Annotated in this window: 12 protein-coding genes; 4 read left to right on the top strand and 8 right to left on the bottom strand. The window is 47.6% G+C overall.

Annotated elements, in window-relative coordinates; translation table 11 throughout:
- Together ABJO30_12800 and ABJO30_12795 are read right to left on the bottom strand one after the other, a co-directional pair.
- A partial coding sequence (locus ABJO30_12800; GenBank protein ID MEP3233697.1) for a hypothetical protein occupies window positions 1-749 on the bottom strand: 749 nt, incomplete at its 3' end.
- A 238-nt stretch (window positions 750-987) separates the two neighbouring features.
- Window positions 988-2,871: a DUF459 domain-containing protein gene (locus ABJO30_12795; GenBank protein MEP3233696.1), complete on the bottom strand. Its 1,884-nt coding sequence runs from the start codon at window positions 2,869-2,871 to the stop codon at window positions 988-990.
- A 201-nt stretch (window positions 2,872-3,072) separates the two neighbouring features.
- Between ABJO30_12795 and ABJO30_12790 the strand changes: the two genes are divergently transcribed.
- Window positions 3,073-3,843: a DUF2470 domain-containing protein gene (locus ABJO30_12790; protein ID MEP3233695.1), complete on the top strand. Its 771-nt coding sequence runs from the start codon at window positions 3,073-3,075 to the stop codon at window positions 3,841-3,843.
- Here the strand turns inward: ABJO30_12790 and ABJO30_12785 are convergent.
- On the bottom strand, window positions 3,840-4,196 hold the full coding sequence (locus ABJO30_12785; GenBank protein MEP3233694.1) for a DUF971 domain-containing protein: 357 nt from the start codon (window positions 4,194-4,196) through the stop codon (window positions 3,840-3,842). The genes ABJO30_12790 and ABJO30_12785 overlap by 4 nt on opposite strands.
- 203 nt (window positions 4,197-4,399) lie before the next feature.
- On the opposite strand from ABJO30_12785, the gene pncB reads away from it, so the two are divergent.
- Entirely contained in the window at window positions 4,400-5,692 is a 1,293-nt protein-coding gene (gene pncB / locus ABJO30_12780) for a nicotinate phosphoribosyltransferase (protein MEP3233693.1), read from the top strand.
- Window positions 5,693-5,709: 17 nt separating this feature from the next.
- On the opposite strand, the gene ABJO30_12775 is transcribed toward pncB, so the two are convergent.
- Window positions 5,710-6,933 carry a methyl-accepting chemotaxis protein gene (locus tag ABJO30_12775; protein MEP3233692.1) on the bottom strand — a complete coding sequence of 408 codons (1,224 nt, stop codon included), beginning with the start codon at window positions 6,931-6,933 and terminating at the stop codon, window positions 5,710-5,712.
- Window positions 6,934-7,028: 95 nt separating this feature from the next.
- On the bottom strand, window positions 7,029-7,856 hold the full coding sequence (locus ABJO30_12770; protein ID MEP3233691.1) for a ferredoxin--NADP reductase: 828 nt from the start codon (window positions 7,854-7,856) through the stop codon (window positions 7,029-7,031).
- Between the two features lie 560 nt (window positions 7,857-8,416).
- On the opposite strand from ABJO30_12770, the gene ABJO30_12765 reads away from it, so the two are divergent.
- Together ABJO30_12765 and ABJO30_12760 are read left to right on the top strand one after the other, a co-directional pair.
- Window positions 8,417-9,928 carry an MBOAT family O-acyltransferase gene (locus ABJO30_12765; GenBank protein MEP3233690.1) on the top strand — a complete coding sequence of 504 codons (1,512 nt, stop codon included), beginning with the start codon at window positions 8,417-8,419 and terminating at the stop codon, window positions 9,926-9,928.
- 9 nt (window positions 9,929-9,937) lie between these two features.
- On the top strand, window positions 9,938-11,050 hold the full coding sequence (locus tag ABJO30_12760) for a hypothetical protein (protein ID MEP3233689.1): 1,113 nt from the start codon (window positions 9,938-9,940) through the stop codon (window positions 11,048-11,050).
- A gap of 11 nt (window positions 11,051-11,061) precedes the next feature.
- On the opposite strand, the gene ABJO30_12755 is transcribed toward ABJO30_12760, so the two are convergent.
- The 3 genes from ABJO30_12755 to ABJO30_12745 all read right to left on the bottom strand — a co-directional run.
- A complete protein-coding gene (locus ABJO30_12755) occupies window positions 11,062-13,725 on the bottom strand; it encodes a molybdopterin-dependent oxidoreductase (protein ID MEP3233688.1) in 2,664 nt (887 codons plus the stop codon).
- A complete protein-coding gene (nirD, locus tag ABJO30_12750) occupies window positions 13,722-14,054 on the bottom strand; it encodes a nitrite reductase small subunit NirD (GenBank protein ID MEP3233687.1) in 333 nt (110 codons plus the stop codon). The genes ABJO30_12755 and nirD overlap by 4 nt, the downstream gene beginning before the upstream one ends.
- 18 nt (window positions 14,055-14,072) lie before the next feature.
- On the bottom strand, window positions 14,073-14,827 hold a 755-nt coding region (locus tag ABJO30_12745; protein ID MEP3233686.1), incomplete at its 5' end, for a nitrite reductase large subunit.

Raw genomic sequence — 14,827 nt, 5'->3', positions numbered from 1 at the left:
GCCAACTCCTGCACCTTATCATCGCTCAAGCCTGCTTGTTGATCAGCAGAAGCGTCAGATGCATTGTCAGCTTTCTTCGTCAAATCAATCACCGTCTTAGGCGCAGATGCTGCCTTTTGTCCGTTGGAAACTTTAAAATGTTCCACTTTTACACGGCGCGGCACAAGAGTATTTTTCTCGTCGCCATCAGTCTTCGTTGAACGCGCCACGACACTCGCGGCAGGTTGTTCAATGGCAGGAGCGTTGGCAGCTAAATTGTCAGAACTATCACCGCTCGATGTAATCACGTGGTGCGCACTAGCTGCCAAAACCGCAACTGTTGCCAAGGCTGCAAGGCCAACACCTGAAGACAAAAATTGTTTCCAAGTACGTTTTTGTTCTTCGTCACCAATTGCAGTCACAACCGGTCCTGTATGAGTCCGCTTATCCATGCTAACAGCGGATGCCTCAAAAGGTGCGATCATATTTTCAGCACCCGGTACAGCGAGCGTATACCCACCTTTACCAATGGCCACCGGCAAGTTAGGCCGCACGATTTGTGGCTCAGGCTGCACAGTCGCATGAACTGGAGGCAGCACCTGTTCCACAGGCTGCATTGGCGCATCCATGCTTGGAGATTGCATTTGTGGTGCAACCTGTAGCGGAGCTGATACTGGAGGAAGGGAGGATCTTGGAGCTAAGTCAGCACCGATAGGGCTGAACGACTCGACTTCTGGCAACAAAGTCTCAGAAGAATTTGTACTACTCATAACACACCTACTCAACAAGGCATGAGCAACAACACAACGTGCTCATACAACTAAAACTGCAAGGCGCGCACTGATGCACCTTGTTTACTGTCCAAAGTGTGCCTGTCGCCGATTAACATCGGGTTAAACATGTTTTTTGGCGAGTTGTTAACGCTGTTATTGTGTTGTGAGATACAATGAAAACACAAAAAAAGGCACCCAATTGGATGCCCTTAAATATTTGAATTTATTCAATAAATTATCCGTCGTTACCTCTAATTCGCAAGCCTTTAGCAAGACGATTAGCACGCGCTTGATTTATGTCTGGGCGCAAAATTTCTTCGGGGAATTGAGCCAAACGACGATACCCTGAAGAGGTAAAGTGGGTTCCATCCTTCGCTCGCAGAACGGCTTTTCTACCTTGAACAGTCTTTCCTGAAGGCTGCCATTCGCCATTCTCATCATTGGTCACATCCCATGTCTCAATGAAATGAATACCGTGCTCATCAGCTTTCTCTTTAAAGATCGCGTTGAAATGAAGGTAATCCTCACGCAAGCTTGCAACGCGCACATTTGGCAGGCCCACCCAATAGACCGCAATCTTCTTGCGCTTCAAGGCGCGGATCATACGGTCGATGCGTGCTCGGTAAAGTTGTTCCCATCCAGGTGTACGGAAATGATGGCGTTTGCCCTTCGCACGAATTGATTGCGCGTCGTTAGCGCCGAACATCAGCACGGCAAGTTGGAAGCCACCGCCATTGGCGATTTTCTCCATGTTTTCCATCCAGTCAAAACGGTCACTGCGTACAATACCTGTGTTCGCTTTAGCCTTTTTCACAACCTTAATTGCAGGTGCCACGGAACCACGGAAGTTCTGGTGCAAGCCCTGCCATAAACCGGAACCAAGAGAATCTCCCAAAACGTATATATTATACGTGTCGTTGATGGGCGGTAGCTTGATGTAAAGTGGGCCTTTAGCAACTTTTGGAATTACGCGCTCAAATGGATTTTCACGCGGGAATGGAAGCAAGAGGGCTGGATCAATTTCAGCAGCTTCCTCGCCTTCCTTTAGCGATGCATTTGCTGCATTTGGATCAGCGACAGCTTTTGATGCATCATCTGATTTAGACTTTGCGGGGTCGGCTGGCGCGAGAGCAACCTTTGGTTCTTCCACTTTCGACGCTGTGTCGTCATCAGCAACTTTCTTTGCGTCGACGCCCTTCTCTTCAGCCTTATCCGCAGCTTGGGTAGCGGCATTCGTCTTTGCCTCAGTTTCAGCCGCAGCTTTTTCGCTTGCGTCTTTACTTAAGGTTTCAGCATCAGCGACAGTATCAGCAGCCGTTTTAGGCGTAGCCACCGCTTCTTTTGTCGCATCCACGCGCTTTGCAGCGTCATTACCTACGACTTCGTTGAGAGCGGGTGTTTTAACGTCTGAGACTTCAGCCTCTTTAGGCTCGTTAGGCTCTGCGACAACATCTTCTGCCGCTTTAATCTCGGCGGTTTTTTCTGCCGCGTCCTCAGCAACATCAGATTTTTTAGCCGCAGCTGCTTGTTTAGCCGTTGCTTGTTCTAACGTCTTTTCTTTCGCACGAACCAAGTCGCCAGTCAGCTTTGCTGCGTTTTCCTTCTCACTTAAGAGTTGCGCTTTAAGTGATGCAATCTCGGCTTTCAACAAAGCCAGCTCATCTGCATTCGCAGCACTTTCAGAACCAGCAGCAGCTGAAACATTAGCGTCTTGCGGTTGATCTTGGTCGAGTATAACGCTTGATGTGGTGACTGAATCTAGATCGACGGTACTTGACGCTTCATTGCTCGCATTCTCAGCTGGCAACTCTGCATGTGGACCCAATTGCGCGAGTTCAAAAACACCACCATTTTCATTCAGATCCGGTCTTACCCTCGGTAGGACAACTGGATCTTTTCGGCGGCGAACAACAGACGTTTTTTTCCGTTTTGGCTTAGCTTCAAGCTCAACAACTTCTTCAACAATTAGCTTGGGTGTTTTTTTCTTCAAAACTGGAGAAATGATAGTCTCTGAACCGAGCGTGCTTTCAGCGTATGAATGCGAAATCGCCCCAATTGACACGCTCAAAAACACGACAGAAGCAAAATACATTGCGCTATGAGTATACGTTTTTGTCATTTCAGCTCTAGATCTATTGGTTGCAGTCATGGGCGTTGCAAAATACTCAATGTGGAACATGAAAAAACAACGTGCGCTACTGGTTCGTTTAACGCAATATTCGACGAAAATTGCAAGAGTAAATGGGTTTTTAGGTTTCACAAACTCTCGACTTTTTAATATGTTGTGTGGAAATCACACCGCACCCTACGGAAATTTATAATGGCACCGAAAAAACAGGAAGATGTACTTAGGCGAACCGATTCTGATGGAATCGCGCTAGCAAAGCAGCTTCTAAGGCAAGCAATCCAAGGCAGTCTCGCCGCTTTGGAACACGAAAGCGGCCATCCATTGGCAAGCCGTGTAACGGTTGCAACAGATGTTGACGGCACGCCCATTATCTTAATTTCGGAATTATCCAACCATACAGCTGCCTTGATGAATGATCCGCGCTGTTCATTGCTGGTTGGTGAAATAGGAAGCGGTGATCCCCTCGCCCACCCACGTATGACGCTCATTTGTTCAGCGAAACAATTAGATCGACAATCAGACGAAGGACAACGCGCGCGAAAACGGTTTTTAATGCGCCATAACGCGGCTGCTCTATATGCAGATTTTGGCGACTTTCATTTCTTTAAATTGAAAATCGAACGCGCAAATTTGAATGGAGGGTTTGCCAAAGCCTACGCCCTTAAAGCGGAGGATTTCGTTTTAAACGATGAAACATTGTGCGCTGCTTTCGCCGACGCTGAAGACGGTGTGATTGGCCACATGAATGAAGACCATCAAAAAGCGATCACCCATTATGCCAAAACCGCAGCACCTGAGCTTGCCGCCGATTACGACGAGCTAAGCTGGCTTATGACGGGCATTGATCCTGATGGTATTGACTTGAGAGCAGATGACATTGCCCTTCGCATTCCCTTTGAAGACGCGCCCATCAAAGCAGACGACATTCGTGCCGTTTTGGTGAAGATGGCAAAGAGCGGCTAGCGGCTCATACCCTTTTCTTCAAGCTCACCCAAATAGGCGGCCCATCGCTCTGCATGTTCAACGCCAAGTTCGCGCAGATACACCCATGAGAATATACCGGTATCATGGAGGTCGGTGAAGGTTATGCGTACAGCATAATTACCGACTGGTTCCATTTTCATAATTTCAACATCACGCTTACCCGGGACCGTTTTGCGCTGGGCTGGCGAATGGCCTTGAACTTCTGCAGATGGGCTGGTGACGCGCAAATATTCAGCGCTCAAGTCAAATGTTCCGCCATCATCAAAAGAAATAGTTAGAGAGCGCTTATCTTTCGACACACGCAATTCTTTAGGCCATGCATTTTCACTCATTTCATCCGCCTCGTTCGTTCATTACCTCTATCTTGGTAAGGTGTATTGAGCAGTCAGACAAGCATAAGAATGCTGCTCGACCGCGCAATAATGCGAAGTTGGGTGAGGTTATTGTTTAGTCTTTCGTGAAGACAATACTTGCGCGGTGGCCATGCGGGTGTCTATCTAATGGTTATAAAACCAATCAGGGATCAGCTAGACCTATGATAGACATCGCAAAACGGGTGTATGATCACCAATGGAAAATCGATCCGATCGTTAGATCGTTGATTGATACCGATTTCTACAAGCTCCTGATGGCCCAGTCGGTTTTTCGCCATAAACCAGACGACAACGTAACCTTCAGCCTGATCAACCGCACCAAAGACGTAAAACTGGCTGAACTGGTTGATGAAGGAGAATTGCGCGAGCAACTCGACCATATCCGCTCCCTCAGCCTATCGCGTGGTGAAAGCACTTGGATGCGCGGCAATTTGTTTTATGGCAAGCGCTCCATGTTCCAGCATGATTTTATGGAATGGTTGGAAAACCTCCAACTACCCGCCTATCACCTCGAAAAATATGATGGTCAATATCACCTAACCTTTGAGGGAAAGTGGTGTGACGTCATGTTGTGGGAAGTGCCTGCCCTTGCGGTTTTGATGGAACTTCGTAGCCGCGCCGTTTTGAAGAAAATGGGCAAATTCGACCTTCAAATTCTCTATGCACGCGCCATGAACCGCGTTTGGGAAAAAATCCAAAAACTGCGGACTATGGATAACTTAGCCGTCGCAGATTTCGGCACCCGTCGCCGCCACGGATATTTGTGGCAAGACTGGTGTGTTCAAGCCATGAAAGAAGGGCTTGGTGATGGATTTGTCGGGACATCAAACTGTCACATCGCTATGCGCCAACAAGTGGAAGCGATTGGAACAAACGCCCACGAACTCCCAATGGTTTACTCAGCCCTTGCAGAAAATGACGAAGAACTGGCCAGTGCACCCTACCGCGTTTTAGAAGATTGGCAGGTTGAACATGACGGCAATTTGCTCATTATCCTTCCAGACACCTATGGCACTAAGGGCTTCTTCGAACGCGCACCAAAATGGCTACAAAACTGGACTGGCGTGCGCATCGATTCAGGCGATCCAGTGGAAGCGGCTAATCTCGTTATTAAATGGTGGAAAGACAATGGTCAGGACCCGCAAGAAAAACGGCTCATTTTCTCTGATGGCTTGAGCGTTGAAAGGATCTCGTCCCTTCATGCACAATTTGCGGACAAAACCAAAATAAGCTTTGGTTGGGGAACACTTTTAACTAATGATTTCAGAGGGTTAACCGACGGAGACGCATTGGCGCCATTTTCCATGGTGTGCAAGGCAATCGCGGCCAATGGCAAGCCAACAGTCAAGCTGTCGGACAACCCGCGCAAAGCGATGGGCCCTGCGAGCGAGATTGAGCGATATAAACGTGTTTTCAATGTGGGTAAGCAGATCGAAGAAGACGTGCTGGTTTAGCCTATGCAGGCTCAACGCTATCGTTGAGCCTGAAGTTTTGCCAGCCCTACCCTCAAGACTTCCTGAACACTTGTTTGCAAGGTTGTCGTTTGGTTTCGCACCTCAGAGGAAAGCCCTGCCACTTGTTCAGCACCCGCACTGGCAGAATTTGCAGTTTCATTGAGCGACAAGATGTGATGAACAATCTCAGCAGCACTACCTGCTTGGCCTTCAACAGAGTCTGAGGTCGAAGCTGACAGCTCAAAGATGTCTTTTGTCGTGGAAGAGATGCCAGAAAATGCTGTCTGCGATTGCTTCATGACATCAAGCACGTTGTTGATTTGACCGTTGATCTCTTCAGTTGCCTTTGAGGTTTGATCTGAAAGTGTTTTAACTTCAGCCGCAACAACTGCAAAACCACGTCCCGCTTCACCAGCGCGCGCAGCCTCAATCGTTGCATTCAATGCCAAAAGGTTGGTCTGATCGGCAATCGCCTGAATAGTCGTTGCAAAATTTGCAATTTTTTCCATCGCATCGCTAAGATCAGAAAACTGGTTCTCTGTAGAAACAACAGCGTCAGTGGCTCTTTCCGCCGCATTGGTTGTTTGCTTGGCGTGGTCATTCACCGATGACAGAGCTTGGTTCATCTCTTCTGCAGCTTCAGAAATCGTCGATGTTTTAGATGATGTGTCGGTTGCCGTTTCAAGCAAGGTTTCTGACGCAGCCGCTAATTCGTCTGAAATAGAGTGCATGTGATCGCACAAATCAGAGACTTGAGATTCCATATCGCTTTGGAAAGTACCGAGCCATTCATCGACAGCTTTTTCGCGCTTAGCAATATCCGATACGTCCATTCCCAAACCAACAGAAATATTGTCGGACGAACGAGTTTTAGCAACTCTTAAAATAGCACCATTTGCATATTCGCGGTCGGCGGTACTGAATGGTTTATTCTGATTGTCTATCAATCTTGCAAGTTCAGACTCAAAATCACCGTCAAAGTTCTTTTCCATCAACTGCAAGCGAGCCATTTGCTCATATTTAATCGGGTGATCGAGCTTGTCCCAAACGCTATCATAGAGCTTTTGGTAGCCCTTGTTCCAGATGATCAAGACATTATTTTCATCAAACACTGCAAAAGGCATATCGCAAGCGTCGATGCCGCTTTGCAACTTTTCAAGCTTTGCAGTGTCAGTCGTATTATCATTAGAACCAACGCCATTTTCTGGTGTCAGTTCGCGCTTTTTCATAAAGTTGATCATCTTGAACTCCGTTAATTACGAAGCACAATAACCACGAAGTATTAACCATTGTTTAGTCAAGTCTTACGATTTTCCTCAAATCGAAAACCAAATAACTATCCAACAAATGCTTTTTCAATTACGTAAGCGCCCGGCTTTGCATTAGAGCCTTCTTCAAAGCCTAATTTCTCTGCAAGTGCGGAGATTTCTTCAAGCATTGCCATAGAGCCGCAAATCATGATGCGGTCTTCTTCAGGGTTAAATCCGTCAACACCAACCTCTGAAAAGAACTCGCCTGAGTGGATCAGCGTGGTAATGCGCCCCACATTTTCAGACTTCTCTTGGGTCGTCGTTGGGTAATGAACCAATTTATCGCCAACTATTTCTGACAAAAGTTCACTTTCATTGATCTCAGAAACAAGATCATAGCCATATTCAAGCTCAGCTCTCTCACGTGTGGTGTGAACCAAAATAACACGTTCGAATTTTTCATAAGTCTCTGGATCGCGAATGATCGACGCAAATGGTGCAACGCCTGTGCCTGTCGACATTAGATAAAGGTTCTTGCCTGGAATAAGCGCATCATGAACAAGCGTGCCTGTTGATTTCGTGCGCATCCAAATGCTGTCACCTGGTTGAATTTTCTGCAGGTGAGTCGTCAAAGGTCCGTCTTCGACCTTGATCGAGAAAAATTCGATGTGCTCTTCCCAGCTTGGCGAAGCAACAGAATAAGCACGCCATACCGGCTTTTCACCTGGCAGACCAATCATGACAAATTCACCAGAGCGGAAACGAAACGCAGCTGGACGCGCCACACGGAAAGAGAACAAGCGATCTGTATAATGCTTCACTTCAAGCACAGGCAAATCGTAGACGTTCTTTGGAACTTCGAAAGCGTGTGTCGGTTCTACTGATACTTCAGATTTTAGTACTGCATTGGTCATTGCGTCATCCTGTTTCGACGAGAAGCAGATAATTCATTCGCATACTAATGAATTTCCGTTAAAATATGCTAACCAAAATCAAAAAACAAGTGGGAGAGGATTATTATCCAGTTAGCAAAACGAAAATTCCTGAACTAGCAGCTATCGTCCGTCATTAGCTCGTATTTCAGTTTTCTGATGGTTCTTATATGGGTTGCATCGCACAATGAAAAGAAATTTCCTCCTCATAACAGCCAATATCCGAAATTATTTTTCCTAAATGATGACTTTGTTCGCGTTTACTGGTTGCTACATACTAAATATTAAGGTTACAGGCCCTCAAACCAAGATTTAAAGACCGACAAAGCAAACAGTTTTATTTATGAAAATATTGTGGCTAAACCAACGTCCAATAGCCACATCAAAACCGTCCACCTACCCGCTCATCAATTACTCAAAATGGCGGAAATCCATATAATTAGTATTAATCTTTCATTGCTACATTGCTCCAAATTGAATGAACTTTGGGCTTTGTCGTGGTATTCAGTTCCATCCCTTTTATTTTTATTTTTTTGCCAATTGTGCTCGTCGGTTACTGGCTTATTGATCGTGCAATTCCCGCTTATCGCTTCATCTTTTTAACAATCGCGTCCCTCGCCTTTTATGCGGTTTGGGATTGGCGTTATGTTTTTCTGCTTTTGGCAACACTGATTGTCAATTACTTCGCCCACCGCCATCTCATCAACAAGCCCAGCAAACCAGCGCTGACATTGATTATAATTTTCAATCTGCTGTTGCTTTCCTACTTTAAGTATTTGGGCTTTGTATCTGGCGAAATCAGCCGTCTCATAGGGCTTGATTTCGAAGCCTTTGATATTCTTCTACCGATTGGTATTTCGTTTTTCACCTTCCAGCTTATTGCTTTTCAGGTGGATACTTACCTTGGAAAGATTGGCGAGCAAAAAGTGGTGCCCTATGCCCTCTTCGTGGTGTTCTTTCCTCAATTAATCGCAGGCCCAATTGTCCATCATAGCGAGATGATGCCGCAGTTTTCTAAACGGCTGGACCGGTCAACATGGGCTTTAATGGCCGTTGAAGGTGTGTTGTTATTTTCTATCGGCTTGTTCAAAAAGGCTGTCATTGCTGATCCAATCGGCGCTGTATCAAGCCGCGTCTTTGCCGTGATTGATGCTGGCGGAGAAGTTGCCTTCTTCGAAGCATGGGGTGCTGCGTTCGGCTATACATTCCAGCTTTACTTCGATTTTTCTGGCTATGCGGATATGGCCATCGGCCTCGGCCTTTTGTTTGGCATTCGCCTGCCGCTAAACTTCAACTCCCCTTATAAGTCGGTCAGCATTGTCGACTTTTGGCGTCGCTGGCACATGACCCTTTCGCGCTTCTTGCGGGATTACCTCTACATTCCTCTGGGTGGCAATAGAAAAGGCGATGTACGCCGCTATGCCAACTTAATGACGACAATGGTACTTGGCGGTATCTGGCATGGTGCTGGATGGGGTTTTCTAATTTGGGGCTTCATGCACGGCATGATGCTGGCCATCAATCATGCATGGTCTAAGCTTTACACAATACCAGGTTTTGGATGGCTCCGTCTTGTCATGATCAAGCCAGTCGCAATCGGCATCACGTTCCTCTGTGTTGCGATCGCATGGGTCCCCTTTCGGGCGGAGACGCTTGAAGGCATGACAACCATGTTTAAGGCCATGTTCATGATCACACCGCTCGCGGCCCCTAGTGAATTTGCAGGCACACCAGCACGCGACATTCTAATCTCGTTAGGTTTCAGCCTTGATGCGGTGAAGATCAATTATCTCAGCGATTGGGCGGGCATTGTGCCTCATTTAGCCCTTGCAATTGCGCTTGCTTTCTTCGCGCCAAATTCCATGGCGATTGCATCAAAATTCACTCAAATAGTTGCAGGCTTCAATGAACCTGATCAGCAAGGCTCTCACGGTTTTGCCCGCCTTACCAGAAGCATCGCGCCTTATGCGGCGGGTAGCGGCCTTGCAACATTCTTCCTCTGGGCGGTCTTGCATTTAAGCTCCGTCAGCGAATTTTTGTACTTTCAGTTCTAAGGCAAGTTTATGGTACGTTTCTTATCTTCCTTTGTTCTAATCGTTGCCCTTGTTATGGGCGGGCTTGCCTATTTCGCCATTGATATGGAACCCTATGCGGGGACAGCCACGCGCCGTGGTGGTTTTAAAGAACATACCTACGGCTGGCTCGCGCCACAGGTCTATCAAGCAAGCCATCTATATGAAGAAATTGATGACCCAAAAGAAGCAGATAATGCTGACGTCTTGGTGGTCGGAGATAGCTTTTCCAATTCACCAAATAGCTGGCCTGATTATCTGGTCGAAAAGACTGGCCTAGATACCAAGGTCATTCATTTTTCAAAAGTAAAATTGAATACCTTGCATGAAGAACTGGCCGCCCTTGAAAACCCGCCAAAACTCACAATCTTGATCAGTCAGGAATGGCTTGCCGCCCGTCGCCTCAGTACATTGGCGCACTGTGATGCGGAACCGCACAAATATTCATTGAGCCAAGCAAAGCCGATCTTGATGAAGCGTCCGATTAAAGGCAATCGACAAAAACACTACCGCCGCACAGCTGAATCATTCGGTGAGAAATTCGATATTGCGCTTAGCTTTGTCAAAAAACGGATTTTACATACGACTGTTTTGGACAACGAAATTAAGAAATTTCACCTTGACGTCGACCACGCTTTTTCCAGCCGCAAGTCCAACGTGTTTCTTGCCCAACCACGTGCCGTTGCATCCTATAACGAGACAAACTTGCAGCAATTAACACAAGGCGTGCAGTGTTTTGCAAAGCGTGGCCAAGAGTTTGGCATGAAGACAGCCGTCGCCATTTTCCCAAGTCCTCATCAAGCTTATTGGGACCATGTGATAGAAGCAGACCGCAAAGCTTATCCTTTGCATAAAACCTTGTCAGAGAACTTGCCTGATCTATCGCCTGCCCTAACAATTGATCTTCTAACACCGCTCAAAGAAGCCGTGGATGATGGTGTGCAAGACCTTTATCTCGCAGATGACCACCATACAGGCACTGCCGGTTATAAAGTCGTGACAGACGCCATCGTGTCGTCTTTGCTGAGAGAAAAATACATCAAAGAAGATCCCAATATCGTCTACGGCTTACGTTTAGGTTTCCGAATTAACTCGGAAAATTAAGGCAACCCAATCTAGATTGCCAAATCGGTTATCTCAGCAATATGCATTTCCAATAGTGACGCAATTTCGCCTTTGCATGAGCCACAGTTCGTGCCTGCATTAAGGCAATCCCCGATGGCCTTTACTGTATGGCAACCACTCGCTGTCGCATTTATAATCTCATTCACCCCCACCCCGAAGCAAGAGCAGACCATCGCCCCCTTCTCAATCCTATTGGCTGGAGGGCGAGCGGCTATCACTTCTTGGCGCAATAAGGGCGTGTCAAAGTCTTGTTGCAAGCAATCCACCAGATAGCTGCGAGAGGCAATAACAGGTTGAGGCGCGAGGAACATGGCAGCGTGCAGTTTGTCATCTTTAAACCAGACAGCCCGCTTATCTGCGCTATGCCGATCGTTATAAAGTTGCGGGGCATCGTGCAAGGTATCGCCGAGCACAGTACGACCAAAATCGTTCAGATCATCAACAGGTTTGATCAATGCAAATTCAGCGCGCCAACCGCCTTCGGTTTTAGCAAGCGCCCAATATGCTGCATCACCAAAATCTGGTTTTTCTTGCGAGATGAGGAAGCCATATTGAGCTGGATCAAAACGTTCCGCGCTTACGGCCACGTTCTTCAAAGCAGGTTGTCCAGAAAATGGATCAACAACCGATGCGAACAAAATATCCACACGTGCATTAGCGGCATATTGATCAGTCCAATGTAGCGGCACGAAGAGATTGCCGGCTTTTTGCCTATCCGTAATCAAAGCACGCACGAAAATGATGCCGCGTTCATTGCTAAGCGCTACTAAGTCCGCATCATTGATGTGCAAGTGCTCAGCATCATCAGGATGGATTTCACAAAATGGCTCGGCCAAATGAGAAGACAGGCGCGCCGTCTTAGCGGTTCGTGTCATCGTGTGCCACTGGTCACGAATGCGCCCTGTATTCAGAGTAAAAGGATAGTCTTCAGTCGTGCGGTCTTGTGGTTGAGAGGATACAGCAATAAAGCGCCCTTTCCGATCTGGCGTGTAGAAATCACCTTCAGAAAAGAACCGTGTTTCACCCATTTTTTCACCAGCACGACAAGGCCACTGGAACGGGGCTAAATCATTATAGTCCTTCGCATCAATCGTACTAAGTGCACCGATGTCAAAGTCTCGACTGTCATCGTTGTGATAAGCTGAAAGAGACGCATGTTCGCGAAAGATAGAAGCATAGTCGCGATAATCAAAGCCCTCCTCAAAACCCATTCGCTTTGCCACTTGTGCCATATGCCACCAATCGGCTTTGGCTTCCGCTGGCGCTTCTAAGAAGGCCTTTTGTCGCGAGATACGGCGTTCTGAGTTGGTCACCGTGCCGTCTTTCTCACCCCAAGCTAAGGCAGGTAATTTCACATTGGCATGACGCACAGTATCCGTCGTCTCAGACACATCAGACACCACGACGAACGGGCAGTTCTTAATTGCATCTTGAACAAAATCAGCATCTGGCATGGAGTCCACAGGATTTGTTGCCATAATCCACAGCGCTTTAATGCGGCCATCAGCCACAGCCTCAAACATATCAACCGCCTTCAAGCCTTGTTGGTGCGGCATGGTCGGTGAATTCCAGAAATCTTGCACGAGAGCGCGGTGGTTTTCATCCTCAATATTCATGTGGGCCGCAAGCATATTAGCAAGCCCACCAACCTCGCGCCCACCCATCGCATTTGGTTGCCCGGTGATGGAAAACGGGCCCATACCCGCTTTGCCAATTCGACCAGTCGCAAAATGACAATTGATAATGGCACTTACTTTATCCGTTCCGCTTTCAGATTGATTGACCCCTTGGCTATAAACAGTCACGACCTTTTCGGTCTTTTCAAAAAGCGAATAAAACTCTTCAAGCGCATCCAAACAAAGGCCCGTATCTTCTACCAATTGCTCGTTCGAAAGGCTGGCTGCTTGCGTGAGAGCCTCTTCAAAACCACTCGTATAATTCTCGATGTAATCTGCATCCAAAACACCTGCTTTGGATAAGTGCACCAATAGCCCTGCAAACAAGGCAACGTCGCCATCTGGATTGATTGGCAGGTGGATGTCTGCAAGGTTTGCCGTCATTGTTCGGCGTGGATCGACGAGCACCACTTTCATATCCGGACGTGCTTCTTTAGCCGCAGCAATGCGTTGATAGATGACTGGATGGCACCAAGCTAAATTAGAACCGACGAGAACGATCAAGTCAGCTTCTTCCAAATCCTCATAACAACCCGGCACCGTATCTGTGCCAAAAGCTTTACGGTGCCCTGCAACAGATGAGGCCATGCAAAGTCGAGAATTCGTGTCAATATTGGCAGAGCCGATATAGCCCTTCATCAACTTATTCGCGACGTAGTAATCCTCTGTCAAAATCTGACCAGAAACATAAAACGCGACGCTGTCAGGGCCATGTTCTTTTATGCTTTCGACAAACTTCTCAGCGACTAAATCAAGAGCATTGTCCCAGCTCACCCGCTGACCGTCCACTTGCGGATGAAGCATGCGGTCATCGAGTGAGAGCGTTTCCCCTAGCGCTGACCCTTTGGAGCATAAGCGGCCAAAGTTTGCCGGATGGTTCGGATCTCCTTTTATCGAGATCGAACCATCCGCTTGTGTGGTCGCCAGAACGCCGCAACCGACACCACAATAGGGGCACGTGGTTTTGGTTGTGGTCACAGAACGGCTCCCATATCCAACAAAATAGACTCTCCCTCTATCTTAATTGGATAACTTTTGGTCGCCCCCTCATCAGCGCCTTGTGCTTCACCTGTCTTAAGTGAGATCACCCAATTATGAAGCGGGCATGTGACGCAACCGTCATGCACGATGCCATTACTGAGAGGGCCATTTTTGTGCGGGCACTTATCTTCCAAAGCGAAGATTTGATCTTCAGCAGTGCGGAAGATTGCGATCGTGGTTTCACCCGCTTTAACGCACCGCGCACCAAGGCGCGGGATGTCTGAAAGCTCGCCAACCGACACCCAGTTTTGTGATACAGCATTCATTTGATAAACGCCTTCCCTCTATTCAGCAGCTTGTAATGGCAAGGTCGCCATTGGGTTAAATTCGTGCTTGTCTTTGCCAGAAACGCGTTCACTCCAGGGGTCGAATTGCGCGAATTTTTGACTAAAGACAAAGCGCTCATAATAGGCTTTGCGCTTTTCTGGCTGGTCCATGATTTGCGAACGGATTTCATCAAGACCAATGCGCTTGGCCCATTTGTAAATGCGTTCCAAATAAAACCCCTGCTCACGGTACATTTGGGCAAGAGCCACCACGTACTCCATCACTTCTTCTTCCGTCGTCACATTGCCGAGGATTTCCGTGCCCTTAATGTCGAGGCCAGCAGCACCTGCGAAATGAAGTTCAAAACCTGAATCCACACAGATGACACCGATGTCCTTACAGGTCGCCTCCGCACAATTACGCGGGCAACCGGAGACAGCGAGCTTCAGTTTCGCAGGCGTCCAAGACCCCCACATGAACTTTTCAAGCTTGATACCAAGTCCGGTTGAATCCTGCGTACCAAAGCGACACCAATTCGTGCCGACACAGGTTTTTACGGTGCGTAGTCCCTTGGCATAGGCCTGTCCGGAGACGAACCCAGCCTTGCCAAGGTCTTCCCATACACCGGGAAGGTCTTCTTTCTTGATGCCCAACATATCAATACGCATACCGCCTGTGCATTTGACCGCAGGGATTTCGTATTTATCAACGACGTCAGCAATCGTCCGCAATTCGTGAGCGGAGGTCATCCCGCCCCACATGCGCGGCACAA

It is taken from the genome of Hyphomicrobiales bacterium (assembly GCA_039973685.1).
In the GTDB taxonomy this organism is placed as follows: domain Bacteria; phylum Pseudomonadota; class Alphaproteobacteria; order Rhizobiales; family JACESI01; genus JACESI01.
Note: the sequence above shows the minus strand (reverse complement) of the source record. Positions and strands in the feature narration are given on the sequence as shown.